The organism is Serratia sp. BIGb0234, assembly GCF_024809915.1.
Classification (GTDB): Bacteria; Pseudomonadota; Gammaproteobacteria; order Enterobacterales; family Enterobacteriaceae; genus Serratia; species Serratia liquefaciens.
This window is the reverse complement of sequence record NZ_JANUEI010000002.1, coordinates 143,298-165,174: the sequence shown is the minus strand read 5'-3', so window position 1 is coordinate 165,174 and position 21,877 is coordinate 143,298. Positions and strand designations below refer to the sequence as shown.

Genomic DNA, 21,877 nt, shown 5'->3' with positions numbered 1-21,877 from the left:
GTGGGTTTACAGGGTTAGTGTGCAGCGGCTTCGAGCGACGGCAGCGTCAGCCAATGCCACTGGGTCAGCAGGTCGGTCATGGGCGCCAGGGTAAATTGTACGCACAACAGACCAACCAGGGTTAATACCACTGTATAAGGCAATGCCATCCATACCATTCGCCCATAGGATAAACGTACCAGGGGGGCCAGTGCGGAGGTCAGCAAGAACAGGAAGGCGGCCTGGCCATTCGGCGTGGCGACCGACGGCAAATTGGTCCCGGTATTAATGGCGACCGCTAACATTTCAAACTGCTTCAGGGAAATGGCACCATTTTCAAATGCGGCGCGCGCTTCATTAATGTAAACCGTACCGACGAACACATTGTCGGATACTGAAGACAGCAAGCCATTGAACAGATAAAACAGCGAAAGTTGGGAAGAGGGTTCCGCCTGCAAAACGAATTGAATTACCGGGGTAAACAGGTGTTGCTCAATGATCACCGCCACCACGGTGAAAAATACCGTCAGCAGGGCGGTGAAGGGCAAGGCCTCCTGGAAGGCTTTGCCGATGGCGTGCTCATCGGTTACGCCACACAGGGAAGTGGCGAGGATAATCACCGACAGGCCAATCAGGCCAACCTCCGCCAGATGGAAGGCCAGGGCGACAATCAGCCAAACGCCGATAAGTGCCTGAACCACTAATTTGACCTGCTCTTGTTTACTGCGCCCGGCAGTCGCCTGGCGGTCAAACTCTGTCAGCACTTCGCGCACGCGCTCCGGGAGTTTTGCTCCGTAGCCGAAGACGCCAAAGCGCTCAAGCAGCAGGCAGACCAGCAGACCACAGATCAATACCGGTAAAGTGACGGGCGCCATGCGCAGGAAGAAGTCGACAAAGCCCCAGTCGGCGCTTTTGGCGATAATCAGGTTCTGCGGTTCGCCCACCATGGTCATCACACCGCCCAAGGCTGTACCGACACCAGCATGCATCAGCAGACTGCGCAAAAAGGCGCGGAACTGCTCCAGCGTCTGTTTGTTATCGTCGCTTACCAGGTTGCTGTCGTCGTTGACGTCGGCAGCGCCGCCGGAAGGGTTCGACACCACGTTGTGGTAAATCGAATAAAACCCGGTTGCGACGCTGATGACTACCGCAACAACCGTCAGCGCATCGAGGAAGGCGGACAAAAATGCCGCCGCAAAACAGAAGGCTAAAGACAGCAGTATTTTAGAGCGAATATTGAGCAGCAGCTTGGTGAAGACGAACAGCAGTAGCTGCTTCATAAAGTAGATGCCGGCCACCATAAAGATCAGCAACAGCAGGACTTCCAGATTATGGGCAATCTCTTCGCCCACCCGATCGGGGCTGGTCATGCCGATCAACACCGCTTCAATGGCCAGCAGGCCGCCCGGCAGCAGGGGATAGCACTTCAGCGCCATCGCCAGCGTGAAGATAAATTCGATGACCAGTAGCCAACCCGCGATGAAGGGATCGACCAGGAAGAAAACCAGCGGATTGACCAACAAGAAGATGAGGATGGCCAGTTTGTACCAGTCAGGTGATTGCCCGAGGAAGTTTTTCACCAGGGCACTGCGTAAAGTCGTTTCCATTATGCGTTACACGTCCTGAAAATAAGTTGTCACATATTACCCTAACAATGCCGCAGGGGCAGAAGCAATACGGGCTTGCTTTACGACGTGAAATTTCTCTGACGCGGTGTTTTTGCACGTTTTTTGCCACTTTATGCACACTTTCGTTTAATGTTTTTCGCTCACGCTATGTCATGCCAAGGCGATCTGGTATGATCAGCCGACTACTATTACTGATTATCGTTGCTACGGAACGTCAAACACATGGTCATAAAGGCGCAGAGTCCTGCCGGTTTCGCGGAAGAATACATTATCGAGAGTATCTGGAATAATCGCTTCCCTCCTGGCTCTATTTTGCCCGCGGAGCGTGAGCTTTCAGAATTGATTGGTGTTACGCGCACCACGTTACGCGAAGTTTTACAACGCCTGGCCCGTGATGGCTGGCTGACCATTCAGCATGGCAAACCGACCAAAGTAAATAATTTCTGGGAAACATCCGGCCTCAATATTCTTGAGACGGTGGCACGCCTCGATCACAAAAGTGTTCCACAGTTGATCGACAACTTGCTGTCGGTTCGTACCAATATTGCCGCAATCTTTATTCGCGCAGCGGTGCGTAATCATCCTGAGGCTGCTCAGGAAGTCTTGGCGAAAGCGACTCAAGTGGAAGATCAGGCGGACGCTTTCAACCTGTTGGACTACGAAATTTTCCGCGGTCTCGCATTCGCTTCCGGCAACCCGATTTACGGTCTGATCTTCAACGGCCTCAAAGGCCTGTACACCCGTGTCGGTCGTTACTACTTCTCAAATCCGGAGTCCCGCAAGCTGGCGCTGACTTTCTACAGCAAGCTGTCGACGCTGTGCCATGAAAAGTCGTACGATCAGGTGATGGATTGCGTGCGTAACTACGGTAAAGACAGCGGGGCCATCTGGCAGAGCATGCAAGGCACCATGCCGAGCGATCTGACTGAAGCCCGCCGTTAGTTTCACCTCTCGCATTACGCAAAAGGGGCGCCAGTGGCGCCCCTTTGTCATGGTCACTAAATCCTACAGCGGAGTCGGCCGCGGCGGACAACGTTCCAGCAGCTCGACGCTGCCATCCTCGTTGAGCTGTTCCAGAATAATGTCGAAGCCCCACAGGCGATGCAGGTGTTTCATCACCTCACGCCGGCTTTTGTCCAGCGGCGCCCGGTCTTGTGGAATATAACGCAACGTCAATGAGCGATCGCCGCGCAAATCCACATTCCAGATCTGAATGTTCGGCTCGTGGTCGCTCAGGTTATATTGCGCCGACAGCTCCTGACGGATCGCCCGATAGCCCGCCTCATTATGGATCGCCGCAATCTCCAGGTAGTTATTGCGGTCGTCATCGAGCACGGTGAACAGCCGGAAGTCACGCATGATTTTCGGGGACAGGAACTGGCTGATAAAACTTTCGTCCTTAAAATCACGCATGGCGAAGTGCAGCGTTTCCAGCCAGTCTTTACCGGCAATGTCCGGGAACCAGTAGCGATCTTCTTCGGTCGGCGACTGACAGATGCGCTTGATGTCCTGGAACATGGCAAAGCCCAACGCGTAAGGGTTAATCCCGTTGTAATAAGGACTATTGTAAGGCGGCTGGTACACCACGTTGGTGTGGCTGTGCAAAAACTCCAGCATAAAGCGTTCGGTCACCCGGCCTTCATCGTAAAGATGGTTGAGGATGGTGTAGTGCCAGAATGTCGCCCAGCCTTCGTTCATCACCTGCGTTTGTTTTTGCGGATAAAAATACTGGCTCACTTTGCGCACGATGCGCAGCACCTCACGCTGCCAGGGTTCCAGCAGCGGCGCATTTTTCTCCATAAAGTAGAGGATGTTCTCCTGCGGCTCGCTTGGATAGCGACGCGCTTGTTCAGGCGCCTCTTCGCGTTCTACCCGCGGCAGGGTCTTCCACAGCGTATTGACCTGACTTTGCAGATACTCCTCGCGGCTCTTCTGGCGGGCTTTTTCTTCGACCAGGGAAATCTTCTGCGGGCGTTTATAGCGGTCCACGCCGTAGTTCATCAGCGCGTGGCAGGAATCGAGCAGCTTCTCCACTTCTTCAACGCCGTAGCGTTCTTCGCACTGACTGATGTAGTGGCGGGCGAACAGCAGATAATCGACGATCGAACTGGCGTCGGTCCAACTGCGGAACAGGTAATTATTTTTGAAAAACGAGTTGTGGCCGTAGCAGGCGTGCGCCATGACCAGCGCTTGCATGGTGATGGTATTTTCTTCCATCAGGTAGGCGATGCAAGGGTTGGAGTTGATGACGATTTCATAGGCCAGCCCCTGCTGCCCATGTTTGTAGCGCTGCTCGGTCTCAATGAATTTTTTACCGAATGACCAATGGGTATAGTTAATCGGCATGCCGACGCTCGAATAGGCGTCCATCATCTGTTCTGAGGTAATCACCTCGATCTGATGCGGGTAGGTATCGAGCTTGTAATGTTTGGCTACGCGATCGATGTGCTCCAGATACACCTGCAGCAGCTCGAACGTCCAGTCCGGTCCATCGCTCAGACGTTTATCTTCCTTGACCTTTTCATGTGTTGAAGTAGTCATCAGCGCACCCTCGTTATTACGGACCTTGCTCGAACGGCAGACCCTAGATCAATCGTAGCTCAATCTGGGCAGAGGTAATAATGATATAAAGCTTAAAAATTCAACGATCTGACGTCGCCTTCCCGCCTCAGGAAGCGACAGGGGCATTTTAGGGCGAGTTTTTTCTGCTGAAGCGACTGCGGATATGTATGAAATGTTATCTCGATGAAATGGCTTTTAAGTGGTTTTTTATTCTGTTTCTGTGGGCCTGTTTCATTTTTATGTTCTGTTAAAACCTTGTTGCGCGTTGTAGCTTTTCTTGGTGCTCTCAATGCTGTCAATGACAGCATAATAGGGGCCGTTTCGCTCATTAATCTGCCTTTGACAACATCTTATCGCTATTTATAGGTAGCTATTGCAAAAGAACCGGCCATGAACGATAAATTAATTGTGAATGTTGTCACGTTTGATGATGAAGATGTTGGACGGATTTTTCCACTGAGTTAATTTCCTGTGAGCAGAAGATTATGCTTTGTGAAGCCTTGAGCTGGAGTCAGCGATGCGAGTGGTAATTTTAGGTAGTGGGGTGGTGGGCGTTGCCAGTGCCTGGTATTTGGCGAAGGCGGGGCATGAGGTGACGGTAATCGATCGTCAGCCTGGTCCGGCCATGGAAACCAGCGCGGCAAACGCCGGGCAAATCTCGCCGGGCTATGCGGCGCCGTGGGCTGCGCCTGGCGTACCGTTGAAGGCAATCAAATGGATGTTCCAGCGCCATGCGCCGCTGGCGGTTCGTTTGGACGGCAGCCGTTTCCAGCTGAGCTGGATGTGGCAGATGCTGAAAAACTGCAACACCGAACACTACATGACCAACAAAGGTCGCATGGTGCGGTTGGCGGAATACAGCCGCGATTGCATCAAAGCGTTGCGCCAGGAAACCGGCATTCAGTACGAAGGCCGTCAGGGCGGTACGCTGCAGCTGTTTCGCACCCAGCAACAGTTTGAAAGCGCCTCCAAGGACATCGCGGTGCTGGAAGACGCCGGCGTGCCTTACAAACTGTTGGAAGCCAGTCAACTGTCCACCGTCGAACCTGCGCTGGCTCAGGTGGCGCATAAGCTGACCGGCGGTCTGCAACTGCCAAACGATGAAACCGGCGATTGCCAACTCTTCACCCAGCAGTTGGCCAAGCTGGCCCAGCAAGCGGGCGTTACTTTCCTGTATAACCGCAGCGTCGATCGCCTGCTGGTGGAAGGGGATAAAATCAGCGGCGTGCAATGTGGCGGGGAGATCTTCAAGGCCGACAGCTACGTGGTGGCCTTTGGTTCGTATTCCACCGCGCTGCTGCGCGATCTGGTCTCGATCCCTGTGTATCCGTTGAAAGGCTACTCACTGACCATTCCCATTACGGATGAGGCCGCGGCACCATTCTCGACCGTTTTGGATGAAACTTACAAAATCGCCATCACCCGTTTCGACCAGCGTATTCGCGTCGGTGGCATGGCGGAAATTGTCGGTTTTAATACCCAGCTCGAACAAAAACGCCGCGAGACGCTAGAGATGGTGGTACGCGATCTTTACCCTAACGGTGGGCGGGTGGAGGAAGCTACTTTCTGGACCGGTTTGCGTCCGATGACGCCGGACGGTACGCCGATTGTCGGTAAGACTTCGCTGAAAAACCTGTTCCTGAATACCGGGCATGGCACGCTGGGGTGGACAATGGCCTGTGGTTCTGGCCAGCTGCTTTCCGATCTGATTTCCGGCATCACGCCGGCTATTCCGTCAGATGACCTGGCGGTAGCGCGCTACAGCGCCGGATTTCGCAGCGCTTACACTGCGCCCTTGAATGATGTGCATCACGCGCGTTAAAAACCTTAATTAGACAATGTTGCGGTCGCGGACGTAGGTTCGTGACCGCATTCGCAGGCCCGTAGGAGTTCCCATGCCTCGCCCGATTACCGCCACGCTGCACCTTGGCGCCTTTGAAAATAACCTGCAAGTGGTCCGTCGTTGTGCTCCAAGTGCCAAAGTCTGGTCAGTGGTCAAGGCCAATGCTTATGGTCATGGCATTAAACATGTTTGGCGTAGCATGGCGCAAACGGATGGTTTTGCCCTGTTGGATCTCGCCGAAGCGATTATGCTGCGCGAGTCAGGTTGGCAAGGACCGATCTTGCTGTTGGAAGGTTTTTTCAAAGCGCAGGATTTAGCCCTGCTGGATCGCTACCGTTTAACGACGTCGGTGCACAGCGATTGGCAACTGGCGGCGATAGCCGAAGCCAAACTATCGGCACCGCTGGATGTTTACCTGAAAGTGAACAGCGGCATGAACCGTCTGGGGTTTGCCCCTGAGCGGTTGCACGCCGTTTGGCTGAAAGCTCAGCAGATAAGCAATATTGCCAGCCTGACGCTAATGAGCCATTTCGCCACCGCCGACGGTCCACAGGGCGTCGAAGCGCAGATGGCGACCATTAAGACAGCGGCGGCGGGCATTACTGCGCCGCGCTGTCTGGCCAACTCTGCCGCCACCTTGTGGCATCCGGAAACCCATTGCAGTTGGGTGCGGCCGGGCATAGTTCTCTATGGCGCTTCGCCGAGCGGCCAATCGCAGGATATTGCCGACAGCGGGCTGCAGCCTACGATGACCTTGAGCAGCGAAATTATTGGTGTTCAAACGCTAAAACAGAACGATCAGGTTGGCTATGGCTGGCGTTATCGCGCCGAAGGTGCACAACGCATCGGGGTGGTAGCCTGCGGCTATGCAGACGGCTACCCGCGCCATGCGCAAACGGGCACGCCGGTCTGGGTGGATGGCGTGCTGACGCGAACGCTGGGTACGGTGTCGATGGACATGCTGGCGGTCGATCTGACGCCTTGCCCGCATGCCGATATTGGTGCTGAAGTGGAGTTGTGGGGGCGGCGCCTGCCGGTTGACGATGTCGCTGCCGCGGCAGGCACGCTGGGCTATGAATTGCTGACGGCGTTGGCCGCCAGAGTGCCTATCGTTACCGAGGCCTGAGCCTCAGGCAATTTTCTTCAGTTGCCCCTTGATTTGCTTGCTGCGCTGCCGTGCGTGCAGCGCCAGCAGGCAACCTACCAGCATCACCAGCGCCAGCGACAGCTTGGGCTGCAACGGCAGCGCCATCGCCAACAGACCCAGGCCTGCGCCGCCGGCCATCTGCACAAAACCTACCAGCGCAGAAGCGACACCGGCCTCGTTGGAGTAGGGCTCAAGCGCATAACTGGTCGCCGGGCCCATCACGAAAGCTAAGCCCGCGCAGGCGCTGGCGACGGGCAGCATATAGGCCAGCCAGTGAGTTTGCGCCGAGCCGGAAAGCCAGGTAACCCCGAGCAGCAGGCCTACGCATCCGATACCCATCAGAATTCCCCCGGTTGCCAGACACACCGGGCGTCCCACCTTGTGAATGATGCGGTTGGCAAAGAAACTCACCAGCATGATCCAAAAACCGTTGGCACCAAACACCAGAGAGAATTGCAATGGCGTCAGGTCGGCGGTGCCCATCAGCACGTTGGGTGCCAGCGAGACGTAGGTCAATGCCATACCCATCGCGCCGGAGTTGACCACGGCGAAGGACAGAAAACGGCGATCTTTGAGGATGCGAGCATATTGGCGTACCGGTAAACCTTTAACACGCACCGTATCTGCCGGGCGGGTTTCCGGCAGGCGCAGAGCGATCAACACCAGCACGGCCAGGGCATAACATACCAGGAACCAGAAAGGCGCGCGCCAGCCTAAGGCTTCCGCCAGTAACCCACCCAGCAGCGGGGCCAGTGCGGGAATAATGTTAAGCGTGCCGTTGAGGAAGCCGAAGGCGCGAGCCGCGTCGTCGCCGTTCATCCGATCGCGCACGCCGCTAAATGCCACAACGGCGGTGCAGCAGACCGCTACGCCCTGCAGCAAACGTGAAGCGACGAACACCGTCGGGGTGGTGGCCAGCGCGGCCATGGCGGCACCAATCATGTAGATGACGATACCGGCCAGCGCCACGGGTTTGCGGCCGTAGTTGTCCACCAGTGGCCCGGCAATAATCTGCCCAAGACCCAGCACCAAAATGAACAGTGAAATGGTGGACTGGATCAGCGCTTCACTGCTGTTAAGGCCAAGAGCGATGGCCGGGATAGTTGGCAGATAAAGATCGATACCCAGCGGGCCGAGCAGCACCAGGCTAAGGAGCAGAAACAGAAATTTTTGCATAACAAAAACAGCACATCCGAGTGACAAAGAGGGCTAGAGTAGAGACTCTGGCGATAAATGGAAAGGGGCAAAACATCGGCCGACCTTCGGCATGCCTAACTTACTGGAATCAAAGCGACGCGGCTTTGCGATAGTAAAGTGCGGAGATGGTATCCGCCACGTAGCGGGCCTGATGTTTGGCGTCGTCCAGCGCACGATGAGGTGTGCCTTCGAATGCCCGTTCTTTTTTCGGATTAAAGCCCAGCAATTCGGCCAGAGTGATCACCGTACGCACGTCCTGTGTGTCCCAAAACTTCCACGGGCAGGGCATGTCCAGTTGCTGAAAGGCATGCTCGAGGATAGTGCAGTCGAACTCCTTGCCATTGCCCCAGACTTTAACCTGGTCAGTGCTGTTCATATGGATAAAGCGACTCAAATTGGTCAACGTGCGCTTGAGGCTCTCAGTGCCGCCAAACGCCAGCTTGCGTGCTTCATCCGACTGCTTGGCCCACCAGGCGACGGTATCCAGGTTGATGGTTCTGCCTGGCTGATCTTTTTGGCTGCTGACGGCATTTTCAAATTCGGCACCGAGTTGGCCGGTTTGGGGATCGAAAAACACGGCGGCCACCACCAGGATCACCGCGCTCGGTTTTATGTCCAGTGTTTCTATGTCTAACATCAGATGGTGCATGGGGGACTCCCGGCTGGTAGAGATAAAAATAATGTTACTACAAACCGGATCAGGATGCGCCGTCAGCGTCGGCGATTGCCGGCGGTATTTGCCAGCGTGACAGCCAGCACGGCCAACAGCACCAGCGCTACCGCTGGCGCCAAAACGCCCCACGGCGCCCGTTCGATATAGGGCATGCCCTCGGCCAGTACCAGCCCCCATTCCGCACTCGGGGGCTGTGGCCCCAGGCCAAGAAAACCCAGCGCCGCCAGCGCCAGCGCAATACCCGGCAGGCGCAGCATGGCGTGGCGCAGCAGGGGAACCCACAGCGCCGGCAAGAGGTAGTGCGTCAGAGTACGACAGCGGCCGATCCCCAACACTGGCAACATGCGGATATAGGGCTGAGTGCGGGCCTCAGCCAACAGTGAGGCGCAGTGAGCGGACAGCGGCGCCCAACTGACCAGCATTACCGCGCAGGCAGCACCGAAGGGGGAAGGCCCGGTGACAGCGGTGACCAACAGCCCTGCGACTATCGGCGGCGTAGCGTTTGCCAACTCAATAATCCCGCACATCAGGCGAGGCATCAACCCGAACACTATCCCCAGGAACAGCGAGGCGAAGCTGACTGCCAGCGCCAACAGGCTGGTATTCAGTGCACCGTAGGCGACACGTGCCAGAATGTCCCGGCCGGTGGCGTCTGCGCCAAAGGGCAGATCCAGGCTGGGTGGCTGCAGACGGATATGCAGTGACGAAAAGGGATCGCGGATGATCCCGCTCAGCACTAACAGACACAGCAACAGCGCCGCGACGGCGGCAAAAATATAACTCGCCCGGCTGCTGTGCTGTGGCGGCGTTGAATTGGGTAATGCGGCGGCTATTCGGCCCAGCAACAGGTAATGGGCTCCCTGCATCAGGAAACCGGTGCCGAAGGCCAGCAGCAACAGGATCAGGATCCCGCATTGCAAGGCGGGCAGATCCTGAGCGATGGCGGCCCCCAATGTTGCCCGGCCCAGTCCCGGTATGGCGAACACTTTCTCGACGGCGATCGCGCCGCCGGTCAGTCCAATCAGCACTAAACCGACCTGCGGCAGCAGTGCAGGCAGCGTGCGGCGCAGAACGGCCAACAGGCAATGCCGCCGGGCGATACCGGCAAGGCTCCAGGTCAGCAACCAGCGTTCGGAGAAGGTTGCGGCCAGGCCGTCATTGAGCAACAGCGCCAGCAGGCCGCCGGCCGGTAAGCCCAGGGCCAGTGCTGGCAGAATGGCATGTTGCAGGCTTTGCCAGCCGTAGGGAGGAAACCACTGCAGCCAGACGGCGCCAACGATCAACAGCAGCGCCGCCAGCAAAAATTCGGGCAGTGCGGTCAGGGATACCGCCAACACGCCTGCGGGACGGTAGTTCTCGCCATGCAGGCCGCGCCACAGGGTTGGCAACGCCAGCAGTATCGCCACCACTACTGCGACTGCCAGCGCGTAGCCCATCAGCGTCAGAGAAACCCCTGTGGCCTGCAACATGCCTTCCAGCACCGGGCGACTGGAAATCCACGAGTTGCCGGCATCACCCTGCAGCACGCCGTGAAACCAGCGGCCAAGCAGCCGCAAGGGCCCGTCGTCCAGGCCATATTGCTGACGAATGGCATTCAGGGCTTCCGGGGTAGCCTCTTGTTCACCCGAACGCGCACGCAGCAAGCTGAGCGCAGGATCGCGCCCGGACAGCCAAGGCATCAGGCCAATCAATACGATCATCCCCAGCAGCGAGAACAGGCGTGAGGCGAGTGGCAATAGCCGTAGTGCTTTTTCCATCAAGGTTGCTCTGGGGCGATGAAGCTGCGAGGCGTCACCAGCAGGCGTTCACGCGGATCACGTTCTACGCTCCTCATTACGGCAGCCTCCCCCTGGATCACGCGTTCATGCAGCAAGGGTATCGCCGCATGGGTTGCCAGAATGCGGCTTTCTGCCGCGATGATGGCCTGACGTCGTTGTGGCCCGGCAGGAATGGCTGCGGCCTGAGTCAATGCTTCGTCCACCTGCGGATCGCACAGTTGAGCAATATTGAAGGAACCCCGGCAGGCGAAGTCACTGTACATGTAGGCCAGTGGATCGCCAGAGTCCAGCACCGTGGCTCGCGACAAGATAAAAGCATCAAATTTACCCGCCAGCGCATCGGCTTCAATGTGCGCATATTCCCGCACTTCCTGCTTTACCACAAAACCGGCGGCGCTGAGTTGCTGCGCCAGATATACCGCCACTTCGGGTAGCTCGGCGCGATCGCTGAAAGTGGCCAGAGTGATGGTTTTGCCTTCAACCGTGGTTGGCGGCAGAGTCGGTTGCGGCTGGCGCAACGGCGCGGCCCAACGCAGCGCTGGCCCCAGCAGCCCGGAGGCAATATCGGCGCGGCCTTCGTAAACGTTGTCCACCAACGGGCGACGCTGGATCGCCGCGGCGGCGGCGGCGCGCATGGCCGGATCGCGGAAAGCACCGACCCGGGTGTTCAGATACAGCGTATTGGTGCGCGGCATGGGTACTTCGTGGATCAATTCTGCCGCAATTAACGGTAACTGCGAGACTGGCAGCGCCTCTACCAAATCGGCGCTGCCGGTGCGCAGGGCGGCAGCGCGGGCGGCGCTATCCGGGACAAAGTTGACGTCGATTCCTGGGGCGGCCGCTTTCTCGCCCCAATAGCCGTCGAAGCGGTTTAGACGAGCGCTACTGGTGCCGTTGATCTCTGTTAGCACAAAGGCGCCGGTTCCGGCCTGCAAGGGATTAACCACCCCGTTGGCGCCATAGGCCCGTTCGGCGAGGATCGCCAATTGTGGGCTGGACAACCGCTGCGGGAGGAGCGGATCGGGCACGGCGGTTGTGATCACGACAGCATTATCACCTTCTGGGACGATAGCCAATTCGACGCCGTCAAGAATGCGCGGTTTGGGGGCGGCGTTCATCGCCGCTGAAAGCGAACGCACCACGCTGTCCGGGGTCATCGCGCTACCATCATGGAAATTGACCCCCGATCGTAGTACGAAGCGCCAGCGGTGTTGATCCAGCTGTTGCCATTCGGTTGCCAGCGCCGGTTCAGCCTCGCCGTCGGCGTTCAGCACCACCAGCGTTTCGGCGGTGCTCCAGCGCGAAAGTTTAAACGCGTCATCGCTCAACGGGGTGAGCCCGGAGCGTGGGGGCTGAAGCATCGCCAGTCGGATGCGCCGTTCGTCGCCGGTGTTTTCTTTGGGGTCAACAGGGTCAAAGCAGCCGACGAGCAGCAAACTGCCGGCGAGCAGGCAGCCGGTTGGGCCAATAAAGCGCGGGTTGAACATGCAAACTCCTCAAAATTTTAGTGCTGGAAAAAGGACGGCAACAGCGGAATGGCGTCGATCAAACGGCGGGTAGCGGAATGCCTCGGGGCGTGAAGCAGTTCATGGGTGGGGCGGTCTTCCACAATGACGCCCGACGCCATCACCAGCGTGCGCTGACATAAGGCGGCAACCAGTGAAATATCGTGGGAAACAAGCAACATGCCCATATTTTGCTGACGGGCAATCTGGTCGAGCAGGGCGATGATCTGCTGACGCAGCGGCAAATCCAGGCCGCTGACCGGTTCATCGGCCAGTAAAAAACGGGGTTTCAGCGCAATAGCACGCGCCAGGGCTACCCGTTGCGCCTGCCCGCCGGAAAGTTGCCCGGCTCGCACATACAGCAGGCTTTCATCCAATTCGACCTGTCGCAAAGCCCGTTCGGCCGCGATACCCCAATCCTGACGTGGACCAAGTTGGCGCAAGGGAGCGGTAATTAGTTCCGCTACCCTGTGGCGAGGGTTCAGCGAAGCATGGGCGTCCTGAGGTACGTACTGCACTAACCGTCGGTACCAGCGCAATCTATGAACCGGGGCGGGGCGAATTTCCTCGCCCTGACACATGATATGACCGGCGTCCGCCGTTTCGAGCGCCAGCAACAGCTTAAGCAGCGTTGATTTCCCGGCCCCGGAGCAGCCCACTAATCCAACGCGTTGTGCAGAGTACAGGTTCAGATCGGTAGGTTGTAGCCCACCGGCTCCCGATGAAAATTGTCGGCAGACCTGCTGCAGGCTGATAAAGGGCATTTCCCCGCTCATGGGCAGATTGTTCATGCCGTTACCCTGCCAGGCTCAGTGATGGGGGCCGGTTAAATGCCGGGCGTTGAGCACTGGCGACCAGCTGTTGGGTGTATGGATGCTGGGGGTGCTGTAACAATCGGCCGAAGGAGCCCTGTTCGGCTATTTCCCCGTTCACCAGCACGATGGCACGTTGACACAGACCGGCGGCAACGGCCAGATCGTGAGTAATAAACAGTAACGCCGGCGCGCTGGGGCGTTCGGTGTAGCTTTTCAGGATATCAATCAGCTGATGCTGGCTGACCATGTCCAGAGCGGTGGTAGGTTCATCTGCGATCAACAGGCTTTTCTCACCGAGTAAGGCCAGTGCTGCACATATTCGCTGACATTGGCCCCCGGACAGTTGATTGGGGTAACGCGTCATAACGTTGTCCGGCGACATTCCCAACGCTGTCAGTAATTCCGCGGCGCAGTGCTGGGCCTGGCATTTCGTCAGGGGATTTTGGCTGCGTAGCGCCAGGGTCAATTGCTGGCCCACGGTGGTCAGGGGATTGAGGCTGGTAAAAGGATCCTGAAAAATGGCTGCCAATTCAGTGTTTTTGCGCCGTTGCAAACGCAGACCATTAACTTCTCGCCCTTGCAGTCGAATCGAACCGCTAACCGTTGCTCCGACCGGCAGCGTGCCCAGAATGGCGGCGGCGGTCAGTGATTTGCCGGAACCCGATGCGCCCAGCAGGCATAAACGTTCACCTGCATGCAAAGTGAAGCTCAGATCGTGGACCTTGACCTCCGCGTTCAGTGAGAGCGTCAGGTGTTCTACGGTAAGTAACGGCGGGGTTTGGCTTTCCATTAATGCATCTGTGTTGGCTTATTGTGGTATGTAATAACATAACATTTCGACCTCTGAAATGACCAGCGGATTAATGAAATACTTTGAAATAGTCTAAACAGGGATAAGCAAGGTATGATAGTCAGGGTTTTGTTGTCAGGTTGGTCCTATCGGTGAGAACGCTTATTTTCATTTTATGCATGGCCGGTTATTTGCTGGTGCTGAGCTACCTTGGCGTATTTGTCACTGATAAAATATGTGAAAAATCCAATAACTACACCAAGGTCTGCCGTCTGGTTGATATCTCGGAACCCCATATCCCCCGTTAGATGCTGGCCGTCAGCCTAAATAATCGGTGGTAATTAACGGCGTCAGCACCCCCGACAGAACGGCTAACGTAGCCCATTGTCTCCACCCCAGGTTAGCCAGCCAATCTTGGCGCAGCGGCGGTGTCGCGAGCTGGCCGACAGAGACTGTGCCCGCCAGCAGCAGCGTCAGCAGAATGAACACCAGCCCACGGCTCCAGAGAGTAAACTCGATGTGCAGCAGGTTGGCGTAATACAAGCGCATCAGGATATAGTAAGCCAGCATGACCCAAGCGAAATAGGTGCGTTTTTTCAACACGTGGTAAAGCATAAACGCGATGAACAAGCTGTGGCACGCTGAGATCAGTGGCGCTTCAATCGGGTGCCTGACACAGCCGTTATATACTGCCAGATAAATATTAAAGATCAGCAACGCATAAACGGTATATATATACCAGCCAAAGATGATTTTAAGTTTTTTGCGGTTTGGCGGGATAGGGCGATCGTCCGGTATCATTGGAGCCTCCTGAGCTGACTAGCGTTATAACACCAAAAAACTAAATGAAATTTAAACGCCAGACAGGCTTTATTTTACCTTGAAGTGGGAACTATTCGGGGTCTATCGGGTCTGTTCAAAACGTCATGCTCAAGCTTGCTGTAGCCGAATTATAATGGTAATTCATTGATATGAAAGAGTATAAAAACGAGCGCTTCGCTCTGTGCTTGCTGATAGCTACGCTGGGATTTTATTTTTTTCTGCCGCCGCTGTTGGTCGCTATATTTTGCCAATGGTTTAACCTAAATCCCTTCTTTATTATTCGGATTTGGCACATTAATCCCTTTTCCGCCGCACGGGGAATTCCTCTCTACCAGACTTTTATATACATATTAACGCTGTGGGTAATGGCGAATGTTCTGCTTGGTGGTATTTTGCTGGTGGCTGGCCGTTTGCATGCCTGGTTCATTAAACGTTCTCGTTGAACGCCAATCGAGACGTAACGGCAGAAAGTTGTAGATAGAAATTCGTTCGTAAAGGATAATGATAGTCGTTATCATTATTGATTGCCAGGTGAGAGGTGAAGGGTTGTCTCCTTATGCGCTCCGCTCGTCTGGCCTGACAGGGTTCATATGACATCCCGTTTTCTTGCCAGCCTGGAGCTGGCTTTTTTTTTGTCTTTTTTTCATATGCATAAACGCTTTCTGGTTTATGTGCTTGCGGGCTGAACAGAACGCTTTGTTTGCTTATTAAAAGTTGCCTGATGCTTGAAATTTACTATCGATAAAGATAATAATTATCATTAATATTTCACTTTGTTTACATTCACCACACCGATTGAACATCTGAGCAAGTTGTCAGCCAGCGCTGCTGACAGGGGGGCTTTTGGGTGTCATTTAATGTTTTTTACTGGGGATTACAGGTATGCCGATGATTTTTCCTGTCAAACGGTCACGGGTTTTGTGTGCGTTTGCGATGTTCCTGCCGCTGGTGTCTTTCGCTGAGGATACTCTGGTTGTCACTGCTAAACCCGCGGATACGGCGGAAGCAGCGACGCACGGCTATCAAGCTACGACCAGCCTGGGGGCGACCAAAACCGATAAACCCTTGATCCTGACTGCACAGTCCGTTTCGGTGGTGACGCGCCAACAAATGACCGACCAGAATACTCAAACGGTTAACGATGCCCTGAAATATACACCTGGTGTTTTCACTAACTTCGCCGGTGGTGCAACGCGCTATGACACCATTGCGTTACGTGGTTTTCACGGTGGCGACGTTAATAACACCTTCCTTGATGGTCTGCGGTTATTGAGTGACGGCGGCACCTATAATGCCTTGCAGGTTGACCCCTGGTTCCTGGAACGCATCGACGTTATCAAAGGGCCTTCATCGGTCATGTACGGGCAAAGCATTCCGGGCGGATTGGTCGCTTTGACCTCCAAGCGACCCCAGTTTGCCACGGAAGGGCACGTTAACCTGATGGCAGGCAATAACAACACCCAGGGTGGCGCTTTCGATGTGACCGGCGCGCTGTCGGAACAGTGGGCTTATCGGTTGACCGGGATGACGCGCAGTAGCGAAACCATGTATGACCATCAACGTGAGGAACGCTATGCCATTTCACCGTCATTACTGTGGCAGCCGGATGAAAATACCTCGCTGCTGCTGAAAGCTTACCTGCAAAAAGATCCCTCAGGCGGTTATCACAGTGCGGTACCGGCAGATGGCAGCCTCTATTCCAGTTCCGGTGACAAGCTGGGGCGTGGCTTCTTTGATGGCGAGAGCAGCCGCAATGTGTTCAAACGTTGGGAACAGATTTACAGCTACGCTTTCTCGCACAGCTTTAACGACGTTTGGTCATTCCGCCAGAATGCCAGTTACACCCACTCCAATGTTGAATTACAGCAGGTGTACCAGATTGGTTGGAATGACGATCACAGCCTATTGAATCGCTATTACAGCGGTTCAGCCACTTCGCTGGATGCCTTCGCCGTTGATAACCAGTTGGAAGCCGATTTTGCGACCGGGCTGCTGGATCATAAGGTGATGCTGGGTTTGGATTACCAGCGCCTGCGTAATAATCTGTGGGATGAGTCTGCGGGAGCTTCGCAGCTTAATCCTTACACCGGCGTGTCCGGCGGTGACGCATTAACCAACCTGACACATACCGATTCCCGACGTCGTTATGAGCAGACCGGCGTTTATCTGCAGGATGAAATCAGCTTACAGAATTGGTATCTGAATCTGTCAGGGCGCTTCGACCGTATCGAATCTAAAAATACGGTGCTCAACACCGGCACCAGCGATGCCCGCACCGACGACAATTTCAGCGGCCGTGGCTCACTGTTGTACCGCTTCGATAACGGTTTCTCGCCTTACGTCAGTTACAGCACCGCAGTTACCCCGGAGGCATTGCCCGATCAAAACGGCCATATGCTGAAACCCAGCACCAGCGAGCAGTATGAGGTGGGCCTGAAGTACCAGCCACCAGGCAGTTCCTCGATATACAGCGTGGCGCTGTATGACCTGACGCAGAAAGACGTGGCTAACCGCGTGGTGCAGCAAAGCTATTACCTGCCGGCCGGCAAGGTGCATTCTCAGGGGCTTGAGCTGGAGGCCCGCAGCAAGATCACCGAACGCTTCGATCTGATCGCAGGCTATACCTACAATAAAGTGAAATTCAAAGATGCCATTGATGGCAACGACGGCAACACACCGTATCTCGCACCGAACCAAATGGCTTCACTGTGGGGCAAATATGCCACCTCATACGGTGTGGATCTTGGTGCTGGGGCGCGTTACATCGGCAAGCAGTGGGCCGATAACGAAAATACGTTGAGGATCCCTTCCGTTACGCTGTTGGATGCCTCGGTGCGGATGAATTTGGACAGGGTGAATCCGTCGTTGAAAGGTGCCTATGTGCAACTGAATGTGAATAACCTGACCGACCGGAAATATGTCGCGGCCTGCTATGGGACCGGCTATTGCTACTGGGGCGCAGAACGCTCCGTGGTGGCGACGGTTGGGTACGATTTTTGATGTAGTAGGCGGTGCTATCGCCCCGTCAGCGTTTGACGGGGTGGTTTCTGCAGCGTCAGAACAAGGAGAACATCAACACTACCGGTAGGCTCAGGGGCCAGGTTAAACCAATCGTTAAGGCACTGAGAAAACGAATTTTTATGGTATCCCGGCTGACCAGGTAGGTGAAAATCATAGAAACTACCAAGCCAATCAAATAAAAGTATTGTGTTGCAACCCACAGCGACGACATGAAACCTTACCCAGTTGTATTGTTAAGTTACAAATTTTAAGGGCTTAACCCCACATAATCAATGCTTATTAATTGTTTCTTCAATTTAGGCAGGTATCAACACAATTGCTGTGGCTATACGCATTTTTCATGCCACGTTGAAGACCGATTTGCTGGGTGAGATTTGAAAATGTTAAGCAGATATAATATGTTGGTGTCTTATGGAACAAAATGAGGCGCTATTATGAGTTTTTGGAGAATCGTATTTACCATCATCCTGCCACCGCTGGGCGTACTGCTGGATAAAGGTATAGGCGGCGCGTTTATCCTCAATATTATCCTCACCTTGTTTGGCTACTTCCCGGGGCTGATCCACGCATTCTGGATCCAGACGAAACAGTAGTCACCGTGGTTGCAAAACCTGGACGGCTATAGTGTGGCTTTGATAACCCTGGCATCAGCGCATGCCGGGGTTTTTTTATTCTCGCACGGCGTTAATGAATATTGAGGCTATAAACGAATAACCACGAAAAAAGCGTCGCCAGCAGGCTTACGATAAAAAGAATGGAGATCATTTCCTTCACGTAAAAATTCCCTATTGATATTGTTGAAAATACTTCTCTTTGTTTTTTCATGGGATTTTAGATCGTTATAGGTATAAATCCTAGTTTTAATCTTGTCAGAGGCGTGTAAGCCATCAAGGCTTTGGGCGTGCATAGGAGGTTTATTCCTTGGAAATTCCTGTTTTAGTCAGTCGGAGGCTAGTATTGCGCCCACTGACGCCTGGCGATGCCGAAGATATTCAGCTGTTGTTTCCACAGTGGGAAATTGTGCGTCATATGACAGATCAAATTCCTTGGCCATACCCTGAAGGCGCTGCGTTGGAGTTTATCAATAATATCGCGCTACCCGCGATGGAGGCAGGCACAGGTTGGTTTTGGTCTATCCGGCGACGAGAGGATGAGCAGCATTTGATTGGTGTAATTAACCTGAATTTGATTGGCAACAGTAATCGTGGATTTTGGCTATCACTGGAATGGCAACGTCAGGGATTGATGAGTGAAGCCAGCGAAACAGTGACTGATTACTGGTTCAATCAACTGGGGCAGCCGGTGCTACGGGTTTCCAAGGCAAAAGATAACCTGGCGTCTCGACGTATTTCCGAGCATAACGGCATGCGAGTGGTTGCGACCCAAGAAAGCGCTTATGTAGCAGGCCGCATAACTACGGAAATTTGGGAGATAACCCGGGCAGAATGGTTCGCCAGGAAGGATGTTGCAACAGATTAACTATTCGTAGCTATTGCTGGAAACTCTTGATGTGAACTATATACAAGGGGGCATATAAAGACGTTTGGGCTTGAGCCAGAGGGTGCTGGAAGTGAACAGTGCGGACGCTCAAGTTTGGTGTAGCGTCTCCACGCGAAAGAAGGAATCTTGTAATGAAGGCAAAACCTACCGTAGTCCTGGTCCATGGATTTTGGGGCGGTGCAGCGCACTGGAGCAAAGTCATTACCGAATTATCGCACAAGGGATATCACTCGATTCACGCGGTTGAAATGCCGCTGACATCGCTGGCAGACGATGCTGAACGTACGCGCAAGATGGTGGCGCAGCAGCAGGGGCCGGTGCTGTTGGTCGGCCATTCTTATGGTGGCGCGGTGCTCAGTGAAATGGGTAATCAACCCAACGTGGTGGGATTGGTGTATATCGCCGCCTTCGCACCGGACGCCGGCGAAAGCCCCGGAGGCATTACCCAGCAACATCCGCCAATTGCGGCGCCGAACCTGGCGCCGGACAGCGACGGCTATTTATGGATTAAGACAGACAAGTTCCACGAAAGCTTCTGTCAGGATCTGCCTGCTGATGAGGCATTGGTGATGGCGGTAACGCAAAAGGCGCCGTTGGCCAGCACCTTCGGCAATACGATCGCTGAGCCGGCGTGGAAACACAAACCTTCCTGGTACCAAATCTCCAGCAATGACCGGATGATAGCCCCCGAAAACCAGCAGCGAATGTCTGCGCGTTTGCAGGCCAAAAAGGTGATTACGCTGGACGCCAGCCACGCTTCTCTTGCTTCGCATCCGAAAGAAATCGCCGCTTTGATAGATGAAGCTGCCAACGGCTTATAAGGCATTTCTATTAGATGGAGCCCCGTCCAACTTGCGGGGCTTTTTTATGCTGAAAAGTGGGGGCGGGGGCCGTGTTTGACTCGGCTGAAACCAACGGGACTAAATTGGTTTGCTGTGTTCAGCGGCGTGCATGGCCAGGTAGGTTTTAAGGTTGTTATCGCTAACCCCTAACATATCCAGGATCTCCGCCATAAAACTGACCGGTGCGCTACCGGGGGCGGTTACCACGCGCTGGTCGGCTACGGCATAGGGCACATCCTGATAATATTCAGCTCCGCCGTAGTTAAGCTGCGATAAATTCTCAGCGGAATTGGAGGTGTGGCGAAGATGATCAAGTATGCCCGCCTGTGCCAAAACGCGGGTTCCATCGCAAATGGCGGCGACGACGATGTTTTTGCTGTGGGCCTCCGCTACCATCCCAGCGATATCTGGGGCCTGATCGGTTCGCCATACCGTGCCTCCGCATAGGATCAACAGATCTGTCTCGCTCAGTTGGATAGCCTCGAGCGCCATATTGGGGGTCACGTGCATGCCACCGGAGGAAATGACAGGGGCACCATTGGGGGAGGCAAAACGAGTATCGAAACCGTAATAGCCGCGGCAAGTAGAGTTGATCAGGGCAGTTTCCCAATCAGAGAAATTATCGGTAAGAATGGTCACAATGCGCGTCATTGGCGGCGATTTCCCTCTGTGTTGAACAAGGGCAAGAGGTGTCTCCTGCAGGAAGGCAAAGTGTAATGGCAGCCACTGTCAGTTTCTGGCAGCAGGACGCAGGGCTTGATACTTTTGGCTTTTCGGACGCATAAAAAAATCCCGCGCAGCGGCGGGATCAAGGGATGATAGCGACAAACTGGATGTTGTTCTGGTTATGTGATGGTGTGTGTCTCCAGATGGCGACAGTAGCGCACCTGAATTTCAGCGACAAGCAGAAAATCTGTAATGATGCAGGTATCAGAATATCCTCAGAAAAAACGCTGGGTATCGGTTCGATGATAAAGCCAGCCGGAGGGGATAGGGTGAGGCTGTGGCTAATAGGGGATTGTTGAACCACTTCCTTGTGTGAGGGCGTCCTAACGTCGTTTCCGCTTGGCGTTGAAAGTACTTATTCGTCTTTGTCGCAAATACATGACAAAGGAAAATACGACAACTGCGATCAAAACGACGATGATTGCGAAGGGAAGTAATTCCATAGCATTCACCTGAGATGGCAATTTGGCCATTCATTAAATAGGAATATTCCTAATTAGCGCAATGGGTAAAAACGTAATTAGGAATTACCTCAGCGGATGATGCTCACTAACCACAAAAATAACGGGGAGCCGAAATTGATTTTTCGCCTGGCAACAGTAACGGATGCTAACCTATTGATTGACATTGATACCTTGGCATCACAGGACCCACGTCGCTATGCTCAGATCGGCGAGTGGTGCGAGGCTGGTGTCTGTCACGTAGCCGAAATGGAGGGCATGGTCGTGGCTTACGGCGTATTGCACTATCACTTTTACGACAGTGGATTTATAGAAATTCTTATGGTTGGTAACCTGATGAGGCGTAAAAAGGTGGGGTTAAAATTTATCGAATATTTTAAATCGATCTGTGCGCGTCCAAAACTTTTTACCTCAACCAATAGCTCGAATTTACCGATGATAAAGCTACTGTCGAAGGCCGGATTTATTGAGAGTGGCCGTATTGATAATCTTGATGAGCAGGATCCTGAAGTGGTTTTCTTTTTACCGGTTAAAAAAACAGCCGGAAAACAGAGTTAACCGGCTGATTTAAAATGAATTTATGTGTAA

General features: G+C 54.3%; 20 protein-coding genes. 9 read left to right on the top strand and 11 right to left on the bottom strand.

The window, feature by feature from the left end; genetic code table 11:
• Positions 1 to 14: 14 nt before the first annotated feature.
• Entirely contained in the window at positions 15 to 1,586 is a 1,572-nt protein-coding gene (gene nhaB, locus M2407_RS07760) for a sodium/proton antiporter NhaB (RefSeq protein WP_142815093.1), read from the bottom strand.
• A gap of 243 nt (positions 1,587 to 1,829) precedes the next feature.
• On the opposite strand from nhaB, the gene fadR reads away from it, so the two are divergent.
• A complete protein-coding gene (gene fadR / locus M2407_RS07755; protein ID WP_020827234.1) occupies positions 1,830 to 2,549 on the top strand; it encodes a fatty acid metabolism transcriptional regulator FadR in 720 nt (239 codons plus the stop codon).
• Positions 2,550 to 2,612: 63 nt separating this feature from the next.
• Here the strand turns inward: fadR and M2407_RS07750 are convergent, their stop codons facing one another.
• Complete coding sequence (locus M2407_RS07750; RefSeq protein WP_020827233.1) at positions 2,613 to 4,148, bottom strand: SpoVR family protein; 1,536 nt, start codon at positions 4,146 to 4,148, stop codon at positions 2,613 to 2,615.
• 538 nt (positions 4,149 to 4,686) lie between these two features.
• On the opposite strand from M2407_RS07750, the gene M2407_RS07745 reads away from it, so the two are divergent.
• Both M2407_RS07745 and dadX read left to right on the top strand, forming a co-directional pair.
• Positions 4,687 to 5,991 carry a D-amino acid dehydrogenase gene (locus M2407_RS07745; protein ID WP_259217515.1) on the top strand — a complete coding sequence of 435 codons (1,305 nt, stop codon included), beginning with the start codon at positions 4,687 to 4,689 and terminating at the stop codon, positions 5,989 to 5,991.
• 73 nt (positions 5,992 to 6,064) lie between these two features.
• Positions 6,065 to 7,138, top strand: coding sequence for a catabolic alanine racemase DadX (gene dadX / locus M2407_RS07740; RefSeq protein ID WP_142815094.1), 1,074 nt, complete (start codon positions 6,065 to 6,067; stop codon positions 7,136 to 7,138).
• 3 nt (positions 7,139 to 7,141) lie between these two features.
• Here dadX and M2407_RS07735 read toward each other — a convergent pair whose 3' ends face one another.
• The 7 genes from M2407_RS07735 to M2407_RS07705 all read right to left on the bottom strand — a co-directional run bounded on the left by M2407_RS07735 (position 7,142) and on the right by M2407_RS07705 (position 14,718).
• The gene (locus M2407_RS07735; RefSeq protein WP_259217514.1) at positions 7,142 to 8,335 is read right to left on the bottom strand and encodes a multidrug effflux MFS transporter; all 1,194 of its coding nucleotides are present in this window, start codon (positions 8,333 to 8,335) and stop codon (positions 7,142 to 7,144) included.
• A 109-nt stretch (positions 8,336 to 8,444) separates the two neighbouring features.
• Positions 8,445 to 9,005: a 3'-5' exonuclease gene (locus M2407_RS07730; protein ID WP_115058663.1), complete on the bottom strand. Its 561-nt coding sequence runs from the start codon at positions 9,003 to 9,005 to the stop codon at positions 8,445 to 8,447.
• A gap of 62 nt (positions 9,006 to 9,067) precedes the next feature.
• Positions 9,068 to 10,786: an ABC transporter permease subunit gene (locus tag M2407_RS07725; RefSeq protein WP_259217513.1), complete on the bottom strand. Its 1,719-nt coding sequence runs from the start codon at positions 10,784 to 10,786 to the stop codon at positions 9,068 to 9,070.
• Positions 10,786 to 12,294 (bottom strand): ABC transporter substrate-binding protein, encoded by a 1,509-nt coding sequence (locus M2407_RS07720; protein ID WP_217331336.1) that lies wholly within the window; start codon positions 12,292 to 12,294, stop codon positions 10,786 to 10,788. The genes M2407_RS07725 and M2407_RS07720 overlap by 1 nt, the downstream gene beginning before the upstream one ends.
• A 17-nt stretch (positions 12,295 to 12,311) precedes the next feature.
• A complete protein-coding gene (locus M2407_RS07715) occupies positions 12,312 to 13,103 on the bottom strand; it encodes an ABC transporter ATP-binding protein (protein ID WP_122079537.1) in 792 nt (263 codons plus the stop codon).
• Positions 13,104 to 13,107: 4 nt separating this feature from the next.
• Positions 13,108 to 13,917 carry an ABC transporter ATP-binding protein gene (locus M2407_RS07710; protein ID WP_130015433.1) on the bottom strand — a complete coding sequence of 270 codons (810 nt, stop codon included), beginning with the start codon at positions 13,915 to 13,917 and terminating at the stop codon, positions 13,108 to 13,110.
• A 318-nt stretch (positions 13,918 to 14,235) separates the two neighbouring features.
• Positions 14,236 to 14,718 (bottom strand): hypothetical protein, encoded by a 483-nt coding sequence (locus M2407_RS07705; RefSeq protein ID WP_122079535.1) that lies wholly within the window; start codon positions 14,716 to 14,718, stop codon positions 14,236 to 14,238.
• A 170-nt stretch (positions 14,719 to 14,888) separates the two neighbouring features.
• On the opposite strand from M2407_RS07705, the gene M2407_RS07700 reads away from it, so the two are divergent.
• Positions 14,889 to 15,182 (top strand): hypothetical protein, encoded by a 294-nt coding sequence (locus M2407_RS07700; protein WP_122079534.1) that lies wholly within the window; start codon positions 14,889 to 14,891, stop codon positions 15,180 to 15,182.
• A gap of 439 nt (positions 15,183 to 15,621) precedes the next feature.
• The gene (locus tag M2407_RS07695) at positions 15,622 to 17,739 is read left to right on the top strand and encodes a TonB-dependent siderophore receptor (protein ID WP_259217511.1); all 2,118 of its coding nucleotides are present in this window, start codon (positions 15,622 to 15,624) and stop codon (positions 17,737 to 17,739) included.
• A gap of 55 nt (positions 17,740 to 17,794) precedes the next feature.
• Here M2407_RS07695 and M2407_RS07690 read toward each other — a convergent pair whose 3' ends face one another.
• Positions 17,795 to 17,971 (bottom strand): GhoT/OrtT family toxin, encoded by a 177-nt coding sequence (locus M2407_RS07690; RefSeq protein ID WP_020827221.1) that lies wholly within the window; start codon positions 17,969 to 17,971, stop codon positions 17,795 to 17,797.
• A 223-nt stretch (positions 17,972 to 18,194) separates the two neighbouring features.
• On the opposite strand from M2407_RS07690, the gene M2407_RS07685 reads away from it, so the two are divergent.
• The 3 genes from M2407_RS07685 (at position 18,195) to M2407_RS07675 (ending at position 20,081) form a co-directional block, all read left to right on the top strand.
• Positions 18,195 to 18,353 carry a YqaE/Pmp3 family membrane protein gene (locus M2407_RS07685; RefSeq protein ID WP_020827220.1) on the top strand — a complete coding sequence of 53 codons (159 nt, stop codon included), beginning with the start codon at positions 18,195 to 18,197 and terminating at the stop codon, positions 18,351 to 18,353.
• 328 nt (positions 18,354 to 18,681) lie between these two features.
• Positions 18,682 to 19,239, top strand: a complete 558-nt coding sequence (locus M2407_RS07680) for a GNAT family N-acetyltransferase (protein ID WP_128864698.1) — start codon at positions 18,682 to 18,684, stop codon at positions 19,237 to 19,239.
• A 152-nt stretch (positions 19,240 to 19,391) separates the two neighbouring features.
• Positions 19,392 to 20,081 carry an alpha/beta hydrolase gene (locus M2407_RS07675; protein WP_201896318.1) on the top strand — a complete coding sequence of 230 codons (690 nt, stop codon included), beginning with the start codon at positions 19,392 to 19,394 and terminating at the stop codon, positions 20,079 to 20,081.
• Positions 20,082 to 20,180: 99 nt separating this feature from the next.
• Here M2407_RS07675 and M2407_RS07670 read toward each other — a convergent pair whose 3' ends face one another.
• Positions 20,181 to 20,753: a type 1 glutamine amidotransferase family protein gene (locus M2407_RS07670; protein WP_128864696.1), complete on the bottom strand. Its 573-nt coding sequence runs from the start codon at positions 20,751 to 20,753 to the stop codon at positions 20,181 to 20,183.
• Between the two features lie 614 nt (positions 20,754 to 21,367).
• Between M2407_RS07670 and M2407_RS07665 the strand changes: the two genes are divergently transcribed.
• Entirely contained in the window at positions 21,368 to 21,847 is a 480-nt protein-coding gene (locus M2407_RS07665; RefSeq protein WP_259217505.1) for a GNAT family N-acetyltransferase, read from the top strand.
• The last annotated feature ends 30 nt before the right edge of the window (positions 21,848 to 21,877 follow it).

What these genes read in the sequence shown, in the direction of transcription:
- M2407_RS07670 (WP_128864696.1), bottom strand. Translation starts at nt 20,753, where the DNA reads ATGACGCGCATTGTGACCATTCTTACCGATAATTTCTCTGATTGGGAA.
- M2407_RS07750 (WP_020827233.1), bottom strand. Translation starts at nt 4,148, where the DNA reads ATGACTACTTCAACACATGAAAAGGTCAAGGAAGATAAACGTCTGAGC.
- M2407_RS07705 (WP_122079535.1), bottom strand. Translation starts at nt 14,718, where the DNA reads ATGATACCGGACGATCGCCCTATCCCGCCAAACCGCAAAAAACTTAAA.
- dadX (WP_142815094.1), top strand. Translation starts at nt 6,065, where the DNA reads ATGCCTCGCCCGATTACCGCCACGCTGCACCTTGGCGCCTTTGAAAAT.
- M2407_RS07665 (WP_259217505.1), top strand. Translation starts at nt 21,368, where the DNA reads ATGATGCTCACTAACCACAAAAATAACGGGGAGCCGAAATTGATTTTT.
- M2407_RS07730 (WP_115058663.1), bottom strand. Translation starts at nt 9,005, where the DNA reads ATGCACCATCTGATGTTAGACATAGAAACACTGGACATAAAACCGAGC.
- M2407_RS07725 (WP_259217513.1), bottom strand. Translation starts at nt 10,786, where the DNA reads ATGGAAAAAGCACTACGGCTATTGCCACTCGCCTCACGCCTGTTCTCG.
- fadR (WP_020827234.1), top strand. Translation starts at nt 1,830, where the DNA reads ATGGTCATAAAGGCGCAGAGTCCTGCCGGTTTCGCGGAAGAATACATT.
- M2407_RS07700 (WP_122079534.1), top strand. Translation starts at nt 14,889, where the DNA reads ATGAAAGAGTATAAAAACGAGCGCTTCGCTCTGTGCTTGCTGATAGCT.
- M2407_RS07745 (WP_259217515.1), top strand. Translation starts at nt 4,687, where the DNA reads ATGCGAGTGGTAATTTTAGGTAGTGGGGTGGTGGGCGTTGCCAGTGCC.
- M2407_RS07695 (WP_259217511.1), top strand. Translation starts at nt 15,622, where the DNA reads ATGCCGATGATTTTTCCTGTCAAACGGTCACGGGTTTTGTGTGCGTTT.
- nhaB (WP_142815093.1), bottom strand. Translation starts at nt 1,586, where the DNA reads ATGGAAACGACTTTACGCAGTGCCCTGGTGAAAAACTTCCTCGGGCAA.
- M2407_RS07715 (WP_122079537.1), bottom strand. Translation starts at nt 13,103, where the DNA reads ATGAACAATCTGCCCATGAGCGGGGAAATGCCCTTTATCAGCCTGCAG.
- M2407_RS07735 (WP_259217514.1), bottom strand. Translation starts at nt 8,335, where the DNA reads ATGCAAAAATTTCTGTTTCTGCTCCTTAGCCTGGTGCTGCTCGGCCCG.
- M2407_RS07675 (WP_201896318.1), top strand. Translation starts at nt 19,392, where the DNA reads ATGAAGGCAAAACCTACCGTAGTCCTGGTCCATGGATTTTGGGGCGGT.
- M2407_RS07720 (WP_217331336.1), bottom strand. Translation starts at nt 12,294, where the DNA reads ATGTTCAACCCGCGCTTTATTGGCCCAACCGGCTGCCTGCTCGCCGGC.
- M2407_RS07690 (WP_020827221.1), bottom strand. Translation starts at nt 17,971, where the DNA reads ATGTCGTCGCTGTGGGTTGCAACACAATACTTTTATTTGATTGGCTTG.
- M2407_RS07710 (WP_130015433.1), bottom strand. Translation starts at nt 13,917, where the DNA reads ATGGAAAGCCAAACCCCGCCGTTACTTACCGTAGAACACCTGACGCTC.
- M2407_RS07685 (WP_020827220.1), top strand. Translation starts at nt 18,195, where the DNA reads ATGAGTTTTTGGAGAATCGTATTTACCATCATCCTGCCACCGCTGGGC.